Source organism: Microcystis sp. BLCC-F209, from assembly GCF_041928595.1.
GTDB lineage: Bacteria > Cyanobacteriota > Cyanobacteriia > Cyanobacteriales > Microcystaceae > Microcystis.
The window spans coordinates 1-10,369 of sequence record NZ_JBHFLL010000109.1 but is presented as its reverse complement, the minus strand read 5'-3'; the positions used below and the strand labels follow the sequence as shown (position 1 = coordinate 10,369).

10 protein-coding genes are annotated in these 10,369 nt (G+C 42.2%); 7 read left to right on the top strand and 3 right to left on the bottom strand.

Translation table 11 applies throughout. The annotated features are described in order from the left end of the window. Positions 1-157: 157 nt before the first annotated feature. Positions 158-463: a CU044_2847 family protein gene (locus ACE1AQ_RS06985; RefSeq protein WP_002762380.1), complete on the bottom strand. Its 306-nt coding sequence runs from the start codon at positions 461-463 to the stop codon at positions 158-160. 677 nt (positions 464-1,140) lie between these two features. Here ACE1AQ_RS06985 and ACE1AQ_RS06980 point away from each other — a divergent pair. Genes ACE1AQ_RS06980 through ACE1AQ_RS06960 form a run of 5 tightly spaced genes read left to right on the top strand, consistent with a single transcriptional unit; the run spans position 1,141 to position 5,870 of the window. Beyond that, positions 1,141-2,688, top strand: a complete 1,548-nt coding sequence (locus ACE1AQ_RS06980; RefSeq protein ID WP_008198819.1) for a bifunctional pantoate--beta-alanine ligase/(d)CMP kinase — start codon at positions 1,141-1,143, stop codon at positions 2,686-2,688. Next, positions 2,673-3,173 (top strand): PIN domain-containing protein, encoded by a 501-nt coding sequence (locus ACE1AQ_RS06975; RefSeq protein WP_002803933.1) that lies wholly within the window; start codon positions 2,673-2,675, stop codon positions 3,171-3,173. Before ACE1AQ_RS06980 ends, ACE1AQ_RS06975 begins: the two co-directional genes overlap by 16 nt. Before the next feature lie 10 nt (positions 3,174-3,183). Continuing rightward, positions 3,184-5,007 carry a phosphodiester glycosidase family protein gene (locus ACE1AQ_RS06970; RefSeq protein WP_110545841.1) on the top strand — a complete coding sequence of 608 codons (1,824 nt, stop codon included), beginning with the start codon at positions 3,184-3,186 and terminating at the stop codon, positions 5,005-5,007. A gap of 14 nt (positions 5,008-5,021) precedes the next feature. Continuing rightward, on the top strand, positions 5,022-5,345 hold the full coding sequence (locus ACE1AQ_RS06965) for a phasin family protein (RefSeq protein ID WP_002758682.1): 324 nt from the start codon (positions 5,022-5,024) through the stop codon (positions 5,343-5,345). Positions 5,346-5,351: 6 nt separating this feature from the next. Further along, complete coding sequence (locus ACE1AQ_RS06960) at positions 5,352-5,870, top strand: FKBP-type peptidyl-prolyl cis-trans isomerase (protein WP_008198809.1); 519 nt, start codon at positions 5,352-5,354, stop codon at positions 5,868-5,870. Here ACE1AQ_RS06960 and ACE1AQ_RS06955 read toward each other — a convergent pair. Further along, the gene (locus tag ACE1AQ_RS06955) at positions 5,863-5,985 is read right to left on the bottom strand and encodes a hypothetical protein (protein WP_008198807.1); all 123 of its coding nucleotides are present in this window, start codon (positions 5,983-5,985) and stop codon (positions 5,863-5,865) included. The two genes, ACE1AQ_RS06960 and ACE1AQ_RS06955, sit on opposite strands and share 8 nt — an antisense overlap. A gap of 92 nt (positions 5,986-6,077) precedes the next feature. After that, the gene (psb28, locus tag ACE1AQ_RS06950) at positions 6,078-6,416 is read right to left on the bottom strand and encodes a photosystem II reaction center protein Psb28 (protein ID WP_008198805.1); all 339 of its coding nucleotides are present in this window, start codon (positions 6,414-6,416) and stop codon (positions 6,078-6,080) included. Between the two features lie 1,107 nt (positions 6,417-7,523). On the opposite strand from psb28, the gene ACE1AQ_RS06945 reads away from it, so the two are divergent. After that, positions 7,524-8,543 (top strand): PEP-CTERM sorting domain-containing protein, encoded by a 1,020-nt coding sequence (locus ACE1AQ_RS06945; RefSeq protein ID WP_008198804.1) that lies wholly within the window; start codon positions 7,524-7,526, stop codon positions 8,541-8,543. Positions 8,544-8,736: 193 nt separating this feature from the next. Beyond that, the gene (locus tag ACE1AQ_RS06940; protein ID WP_008198803.1) at positions 8,737-10,245 is read left to right on the top strand and encodes a helicase C-terminal domain-containing protein; all 1,509 of its coding nucleotides are present in this window, start codon (positions 8,737-8,739) and stop codon (positions 10,243-10,245) included. The last annotated feature ends 124 nt before the right edge of the window (positions 10,246-10,369 follow it).

Below are 10,369 nucleotides of genomic sequence, written 5' to 3'. Positions count from 1 at the left end.
AACCCTTATAGAGAAAGACATTGGACGATTTTTGTCAATTGTTTTTGATCTAGAGCGAGCTAATCAGTTAAATCTTTTGCCAGATAAGGATTTAGTCGATTTATGCCCCCCTATCGAACCATAACAAGTAACGAAGAGCCGTAAGCATTTAATCAATTTATCCTCCCCATTCCAGAGTAATTTTTAAATTTCCCTTTCCTTCACCTTCCACAATTAAAGCGGTTAGTTTACCGGATTTTACCCTGACTTCTACCCCAAATTCTACGGTAGCCTTTTTGGGCTGCACTTTACTTATCGTAGCAGCGATCGATTCAGTAACTGCCTCAATTGTATCAGCCACACTTTGAAAGTCAAATATTTGATCGGATACTTCCCGTTCACCACCGAAACTTCTCGCTTCCACTAACATGGTGACATTTTCTTTAACTTTAACTGAAATAATCTCAGATCTAGATTCTGGCATAAGGCTCCTCCAATGACCCGTTTATGGTTTTCTCGATTGGTTCTCGGACAAACTTATAGCGGAAGTAAAAAGGCTTATATATATTTCGGCACGGATTCCCATTATACTAGAAAGTATAGGTCAAATCGAGGGATTTTGTCAAGTCTTTTTTGCCATTAATCTATATAATTGTCGGGCTGCTCACCAGTCATTGTCCTGAAAAAAATTATGCCCCAGTTTGTTAAACAAGCATATATGCAGCGGTCAACCGAGACAGCACAGGAGCCTCTCTTATTCTTTGTGTGATCAGTTTAACTTAAGTAGGTAGGCACAATTATTTGTAGGATGGGTTAGCGGTAGCGTAACCCATGCGGGCGTTGGGTTTCATGCTTCAACCCAACCTACGTTCATTTTATATTTAATTCCACCCACCTACTTATATAGAACCGATCAATCTTTGTGTCCTTTGTGTCTTTGTGGTTCGTTCCAGTCGCTCGCTGGCGGGAATATATCTTATAAAATACATTTTACCCACCAAACCCAAGAGAGCCGACAGGAGACAAAAACGAGTTATTGGACAGAAAGAGGCGATGGGATGTTATTATTTAAAGCCGATTCCCCGGAAGCAGCCGAATTGATCATCGGGCAGCATCCCCTGGCGAATAGTAGTGGAATAGGCTATTAAAGGAGTGAACCCTGTGCAAATATTCACAACAATCCCCGGTTTACGCACTTTTTTGGCTGATTATCGCCATGATCACAGTATTGCCCTCGTGCCAACCATGGGCGCTCTCCATAAAGGTCATGCTAGTCTAATTCGACGCGCAGTGACGGAAGCGGAGGTAACTGTGGTCAGTATTTTTGTTAATCCTCTACAATTTGGCCCCACAGAGGATTTTTCTCGCTATCCCCGCAGCCTTGACAGCGATCGCCAATTGTGTGAATCCTTGGGAGTTGCTGCTATTTTTGCTCCCAGTGCGGAAACTTTAGGAATTGGTAATTCTGAGGAGATAACCGCAGTTGTTCCCCCGATTTCTCTGACTAGCGGGTTATGTGGTGCTTTTCGTCCTGGACATTTTCAGGGAGTAGCCACAATTGTCACCAGGTTATTTAATATAATTGCACCGACGATCGCCTATTTTGGCGAAAAGGATGCCCAACAGTTAGCGATTATCCGGCAATTAGTCAGGGATTTAAATTTAGCGATCGAGATTCGCGCTTGTGCTACAGTGCGAGAAACATCGGGATTAGCAGTTAGTTCTCGCAATCAGTATCTATCGGCCACAGAAAGGGAAAAAGCGACAATTATCGCCCAAAGTTTGCAATTAGCCCTCGAAAGTTTTCGTTTAGGGGAAAGACAAAGGGAAAAACTACTGGCTATTGTCCAAAAAAATCTCGACAGAGTACCAGAATTTCGCCCTCAGTATCTGGATTTAGTCCATCCCCAGAGTTTACAACCGATCGAGCAGATCGAGACAGGGGGCTTATTAGCGATCGCTGGATCGATCGGTCAAACCCGTTTAATTGATAATATTATCTTGCGTCAACGTCGGGCAGTTATCGCTATTGATGGACCGGCTGGAGCAGGAAAATCGACGGTAACGCGCTTAGTAGCCGAAAAATTGGGGTTAACTTATCTCGATACCGGTGCGATGTATCGCGCGGTGACATGGTTGGTGGTGAATTCTGGTCTGGATTTGTCCGCAGAAGCGGCCATCGCCGAGTTATTATCTTTAGCGAAGATAGAAATAATCCCCGCCGATAGCCCCGAAAATGTGACTATAGTGAAGATTAATGGGCAGGATGTGACTTTAGAGATTCGCTCTCCCGCAATTACCTCGCAAGTGTCCAGAATTGCCGCTCAAAAAGCGGTGCGACAGCAGTTAGTCACCCTGCAAAGACAGATGGGAATGTCGGGGGGAATAGTTGTGGAAGGTCGGGATATTGGTACTAATGTTTTCCCAGAAGCGGAATTAAAGATTTTCTTGACAGCGACACCCGAAGAAAGAGCCAGAAGGAGATTAAAAGACTTAGAAGCGCAGGGAAATGGTGGGATTAGTCTCGCAGAATTAACCCAAGAGATTGAAAAAAGGGATTATTTGGATAGTAATCGCTCCCTAGCACCCCTGCGAAAAGCCGCAGATGCGATCGAAGTTAATACCGATCATCTCACTATTACAGAAGTCACGGAAAAAATCATTGCTCTTTATCATCAAGGAGAAGAAAATCAATGGAGAAGCCTCTAGTTTTTTTAGATACTGATGTTTTGATTTCTTATCTACGAGGAGATCTTGCCAGTGTGCATTTATTTGATCGAGAAATACTCGATCGCGTTTGTCTTGCTATTAATGCGATCGTTTTACAAGAGTTATTATTTTTGGCAGAAGTTCGTAATCATCCTGAAATAGTCGATCGGATTCAAGAAAAGGTGACTATCTTGGATTTTGATTTAGTAAAACTTGATCAATATTGGCAAAATGCTAGAGATATTCGCAATATTTTGGTACACTCGAATGATGTTTTAATTTTAAGTAGTGCCGCTAATTGTGATTATTTAGTTACCTATGATCAAAAACTTAAAAAAGCCTCTAGTTATCTATATAACTCTAAACCGATGGTAGTAACACCTGAAGAATTATTAGAGGTTATCGATCAAAAAAATATAGTCCCTTCTAGCCTCTCTTGCCAAGGATATAAATCCTCAAATTTCCCCTTAAACAAGGTGATTTAGGGAGATATTTATGAAGTTAAATTATCTGAATTTATCATCTATCTGTTTAACGGTAATTTCCTTGATAATTCTTGGCAGTCCAGCTATATCTTTAGCCGATCACAGATCACCAATAACTTTAGCTTCTAGGGATTTATCAACCCAGCAACAGGGAAAAAAAATTATTCTTAATGGTCGTTCTTTGCCCGTTTCTTGGCGACAGTGGACAGCAGCAAATAGTACCAGAATCGCCATGGGTGACACGGGAGCAAGACAATTATTTGGCATGGATTTTCTTAGCACAAATGATCCAAAAAAGCAACCGATAAGCTGGTTTAATTTACAAACTTTATCGGCTAATTTAATCGACTCTGATCGCTGGCTGGATGTTACGGATATTTTACTAACAATGGGGGCAACAACCACAATTAATGGCGATAGTTTAACTATTAACTTTCCTGCTGCCCAGATGCAAGATATTCAGCTAGAAAATTATGGAGCAGTACAACGGATTATTATTCAACTCGATCGCCCGACCTTTTGGCAAGTTAGTCAGGCAAAAAATCAAGCAGTGATTACCCTAGAAGGAAATGCCCAGCAATCGCTTATCTCTAAGTTTCAACCCCAAACTATCAGCAACAGTAATCAAAATAACGATGAAGATGATCTAGGCAACTCCAATAATAACTTACCCACTCAGATCACTTCCTTAGAAAATAATGGGGTGATCAGTCGTTTAAAAATTAACCTTCCCACTGCCTACGGATTACAGATCAGCAGTGTGGATAATCCTCCCCGAATTATCATTGATTCTCGTCCCGATGCTATGGATGAAAAGCGCATTGTTTGGCAACCAGGGTTAATCTGGAATCAAAAATATATCCAGTTAGACAAAGATTGGTTTCCCGTGACTTGGTTAGAAATCGATCCTAGAAATCCTCAGATAACTATTAAACCAATTACCGCTAATTCCACCTCAATGCGCGGCACTAATCCCCTGATCACGATTAATAGCGAAAGTAATGCGGTAGCGATGATTAATGGCGGCTTTTTTAATCGTAATAATCAGTTACCTTTGGGAGCAATTCGTGTGGATGGCAAATGGTTATCTGGACCAATTTTAAACCGAGGAGCGATCGCATGGGATAATCGTGGTAAAATCAGGATCGATCGCCTTAGTTTAGAGGAAACTCTCATTACTGCCACCGGACAACGTTTTCCCCTAACCCATTTAAATAGTGCCTTTGTAGCAGCCGGCTGCAGTCGTTATACTCGCGATTGGGGAAGTAATTATCATCCCCTCACCGAGCGGGAAACCGGGTTAGTCGTGCAAGGCGATCGCATAACGGAGAAATTAAATAATCTTTTGCCACAGGATAGTATAGACATACCGGAAAATGGCTATTTAGTCATCTGCCGAAAGACAGATATTAATTTAAAGATTGGTGAGACAGTCAACCTCGATAGCGTCACCCTACCGAGAGATTTTGCTGATTATCCCCAGATTTTAGGTGCTGGCCCCCTATTATTGCAGAATGGACGCATAGTTTTAGATGGAAATGCCGAAAAATTTAGTCCGGCATTCCAAAATCAACAAGCTTCCCGCAGTGCGATCGCAGTTAGCCAAGAAGGAAAAATTCTGCTAGTTGCTATCCATAATCGTGTCGGGGGAAGGGGGGCAACTTTAGGCGAATTAGCCCGAATTTTGCTGTTAATGGCGGCAAAGGACGGTTTAAACCTAGATGGGGGTAGTTCGACTGGGATAGCCTTGGCGGGTTATCTGCTCGATCGCTCTGCCGTTACCGCCGCAAAAGTCCATAATGGAATAGGGATATTTTTATCCCCGTCTCCTTGAAAAGTGTGAAAACAATGGATAATAGCGACTGGATTAAACAACTGCTGCTGATGGGTATTGGTACTACTTCCATGGTGGCAGAAAAGATCAAAGAAGTGAGCGATGAATTAGTAAAAGACGGTAAAATCAATTCCGATCAGGCTAAAAACTTTGTCGATGATCTGATGACACAGATGAAGTCTGAACAAGGGAGCTTCGAGAATAACTTAGAACGCTATATCCGCAATATCTTGCAGGATTTAGGGGTTCCCCGACAATCGGAAATGGACGAACTGCGGGGAAGGATTGATAGATTAGAACGGCAGGTGAGAGACTTAGAGAATAAACTCTGGCGTTAGGGAACTATGAAATCAATGCGCGAAATCTTGCTCAGTTTTGCTATCATTGCGGTTTGTGGCTTATTTTTAATCGTTGCTTCACTCTTTGGTGGAGGGGAAAAAGCCAATGCGATCGCCGCAGAAATCGATCCACCCGCTATCACTCAAACTATTAATAAGGAAATCATCTCCATGGATTTAGATCAAGCAGTTACCACCGATTCGGGACTAAAATACATCGATATCGTGGAAGGAACTGGAGAAAGTCCCCAAAAAGGTCAAAAAGTGACTGTTCACTACACGGGAACCCTGACAGACGGCAAAAAATTCGATAGTTCCAAGGATCGCAATCAACCTTTTACCTTTACCATTGGAGTGGGTCAAGTGATCAAAGGATGGGATGAGGGAGTCGCATCGATGAAAGTCGGTGGGCAGCGTACCTTAATTATCCCCCCAGAATTGGGTTATGGTGCGCGGGGTGCCGGTGGGGTAATTCCTCCCAACGCGACTTTACTTTTCGATGTGGAACTGTTGGGAGTTAAATAGGTTTTTCCTCTGATTTTTCACCTCTACCCGCATCTCTTCTGAATGCGGGTTTTTTGACGTATTGCTGGAAGATAAAGGCCAAATCATACCATTTTTCTTTATTCGTGGCAGACATTCTACTCCTTTCTTGCCCCCCGATGTCGGGGGGGTAGGGGGCAAGGGTTGAGGGAAATTAACCATCTCTGCCATTACTTTAGAAAAATGGTATCAGGAAGATTTAGTAAATTCGAGACCGTTTTCGCTACCGTAACGTTCCATGAAACGCATAAAACGATCCCACTCTGCGGGAGAATTAAAAATAACCGTAGCTTTGATCGCCATGGGTTTACCGTTGATGAATTTGCCTTCTACTTTCGTGGTGACGATTTCTCCTTCCTCATCGATAAGATACATCCCCGTTATTTCCTCGGTTTGTTGATCTCCCAGGATAGTCGGTTGCTCAAAATAAAATTCTGCCGATCCCTTCTCTCCCGTTTTAGTGCGACTTAAGCGGATATTGGGAACAACCGGTTCTTTTAGTCCCCTGGAAAACTGAATTTCTGCCATTACTTTTCTTTATCCTTCTCATAAAATAGACATTTCTAGATCATCTCACACCAAGTCGCAAGTAAAAAGCAGATGGGACAGCATAAGCTCAAAATATCAATACCAATACCATTTAGCCCTATTCGTGGCAGGCCTATCCATTGGTGACATCTTTCTTAACATAAAATTTGACAAAAAGACAAAAGTGTGCAATGTGGCTCAAGTTGGTTCTCTGGGAGAACTAATTTGAGCGAATAGTTCTGGCGTTCTAGTGGGTCGTTAATTTCCATGCCCTCTATAATACAGCCCCTGTCAGGGTTCTGTCCCTTCGCAATTAAAACTTTTGGTTGCGCTGACTAATGATACTAAATCCTGTGGAAAAGGTATAGGAGAGTGGGGAGCGCCGGAGCAGGGAGCGGGTTTTTAAAGTTCGATTGGGAGTTAATCATATTATTAAAAACAGATTTGGTGTTAAGTACCTAAGCAAAATTAATTACACATCTAAGCCGTCAGCCGAACGCTTTTTCAGTGACCAGTAAACAATGAACTGAAAACTCAAATCTGATCCCTGATGGCTGTCTCCCATCTCCTGTCTCCTGTCTCCTATCTCGACTAAGAAATTAATTTTGCACGACTACTTACCTGTGCCTTAGCTTACTTGTGTCTTTAAATACTTCCTTGACTGCTTGAAATCACACAAATATTTATATAAAGGCTATACCATCATAATCGAAGTAAATTACATTGTTGCCATTGCTTACCGCCTCTCATCGAGACTGTGTTGAGATTTGTCGAAGCTAATGGCAAAGGTGATCTTTTATGTCCAATTTTTTTAAGATGTGTTAGCACGCTATGTCTATCCTAAGTGAACAAAATCTTAAGCTAGAAACTCTCATTCTGTTTCAAAAACCGCCAAAAACCAAGTTCTGGGCGAAATTTTTGGGGTGAGTATAACCAACCATCTCTGCCATTACTTTTGAAAAATAGTATTAGTAGGAAATGCAATTTACGGCCTTCTGATCCTTGCTATTTAATTAGGTATTTCGGCTGTAATAAAGCACTGTGACTTAAACAGACTATTAATGGACATACCAACTATAACTTGAAAAAAATTGCCAACTGCCTATCATGAAAAAACTTGCTTATTCATTGCTACCCCTGGGGATTACTGTTGGACTTTGCCTAAACATTGCCCCCGCTTCCGCTAGTTTGCTGGTACGAGAAGTCATTTCCAACGCTGCCCTTTCTATTGACGGTTTTGGAAGTACAACTAATACTGGAATTATCCAAGCCGATATACCAGCAAATTCTACAATTCAGAAAGCTTATCTTTATGCCGCCTCCGTCTGGGATAACCCAGTTTACGGAGTAACTTTTAATGGGAATACACTTCCCTTGAGTTCAGCAACTATTCTTGGTCCGAATAGCAACCCAGCCACCACCGCCCGTTGGGATGTCACCAGTATCATCGCTTCTTCTTTTAAGGAAGGATTACAAGACTTTAGTATCACTGAGAATGGACAAAACGATGGTGCAGCTCTTGTCGTTGCCTATAGCAATTCTTCTACCCAAGGCTTTACCTCGGTTATCCTAGACGGAGAACTTTCCACCGGGGGAGATACAATTCGGTTTAATTTTGCTAATCCTTACATTGGAGGAGTTTTTCTGGTTTCACTCGCTTCTAGTTTTAGCAAACAGCCAGTCATGGGTCAGCATCAAGTCACTGTGGTTGACGTAACTACTAATTCAACTAATAATCGACGTTTAACTAGGAGCGCAGGGGGGGCAGATGACCGCACGAGCGGGGAAAACTCAGACAATGGAAACTTGATCACTGTTGGGGGGATAGGTGATAATCCTGCTAACGTAGATCCAACCGCTCGACCTAGTGGCACTAATCCAGACGACGAATACTATAACCTTGCTCTTGGTAACAGTGCCAATACTACTCCTTTCATCTTGCCAGGAGATACTTTCCTCAGTTTAGCAACACGGAATCCCAGTGATGATGATAACGTTTTCGGAATGTTTATCACCAGTGGATTTAAGATCACTACCACTCCCATCCCCGAACCATCGATGAAACTGGGTATTTTCGGTATCGGTGCCATCGGTATTTTACTATCTCTCCTTGGTAAAAAATCCTAAGCTGCCCGCGAATTTAAATTGTTTGTGGAGATGAGGCACTCTTGCACCCTCACCCCTGGGGATGAGGGCAATTAACCATCTCTGCCATTACTCTTGAAAAATGGTCTCAATCACCCCTTCAGGACTCTCCCAGTGCAATCAGTGGCAAAATCAAGGCTATGATCGATCACTGATAACCAATAACTGAGATGAGATGGTTTTATTAGAAGCGGCGGTTCATTCTTCCCTACGCGCTTTTTTACGGGAACAAGGGCGCTTTTACTGGTCTCATCATCTCACTATGGGGCGACTGGTGGCTAGAGCTTTACGCTTAAAACGTTCCTCTCTCATGCAAACTGGAACGACTCTGTCCCGTTATTGTCTCAGTTATCTCACCCCGGCTCTTTTAGGTAATACACCTGTTCTGATTGTTGCTCCAGAGTCGGAAGTAAACCTACTTTTAGAAGTGGAAATCCCCCATCTGCAAGCATGGTTACAAACTCAACGAGATATCCTCAAAAGCGATCGCTTTCCCGCTAATTTTACCGGTTTACTCCTCACCACACCCCAACAATGGTTAGAGGATAAATTGGGCAATCTCGGTCATTTTCCCCAGAATATCCCCACGATAATCGATCGAGCCGAAGATTTAGAAACTTGTCTAGTAGATTATCTCACCGTCACCATTACTCCCGAACAATGGTTCGCTTTAGGGTCAGCATATCCCCAGCATAGAGAGTTTATAGACTTAATTAAAGCACAACTTAGCCAAAGTATTCTTGGTCATCCAATAAATCCCTATAATTGCTATCTTATTGATGCCAAAGAAAAAGAATATATAATTGCTCTCCTGCAACGCTTGGATCAAGACTTAACCACTGATTCTGTTTGGCAACTTTTAGCGGCCAAAATCCCCGAGCATAATTATCTCCTCTGGACATCAGTAGATCGAGATCGAGAAGAATTTACCCTAAAAATCAGTCCTTTGGAGGTGGCTAGTTTTTTCAAACCGATTTGGCAGCAGCAACCCTTTGTTTTAATCGGCAGTTTTTTAGATAGCGAAAAATCCGCTAATTTATACCGTCAAAATCAGGGTATCGGAGAAATTTTAACTTTAAAGTTTGCAGCCGATCGCGAAAGTGAATATATTCATTTATATCTACCCGATCGCATCAGCGCCCCCAATACGCCCGAATTTCAACCGATGTTATTAAAGCAAGTGCGGGAATTAGTTAGTGCTAATCATACCAGTGAACAACCGATAGTAATCCTGATTGAAGATGTTCCCCTCAAGGCACAAATTGCCACCCAAATTGCAGCCGATTACGGTTCGCGAGTGCAAGTGGAAAAAACTGGGATTAATAGTAATACTATTCTGGTGTGTGGTTGGCAATTCTGGCAAACCCATCAAGAAAAATTTCCGACTCCCAGTTTATTAATTATCGCTACTTTACCCTTACCCTCCCCCGAAAATCCTCTTGTTGCTGGCAAAATTGCTTACTATAAACGACAACATCTCGACTGGTTTCGTGCCTATCTTTTACCCACAGCAGTAAGGGAAATTCAGCAATCTGTTCAGTCTCTCCGGGAGTGTCAAGGTTGTGTGGCTGTCCTCGATAATCGTGTCAATGCCCGCAGTTATGGCCGACAAATTCTCTCTGCTTTAGAACCCTATGCTAAAGTTAATTATCTCGATCAACAATTTTTTCAAGATAAAGATTAAATCAGTTATCAGTTATCAGTTATCAGTTATCAGTTATCAGTTATCAGTTATCAGTTATCAGTTATCAGTTATCAGTTATCAGTTATCAGTTATCAGTTATCAGTTATCAGTTATCAGTTATCAG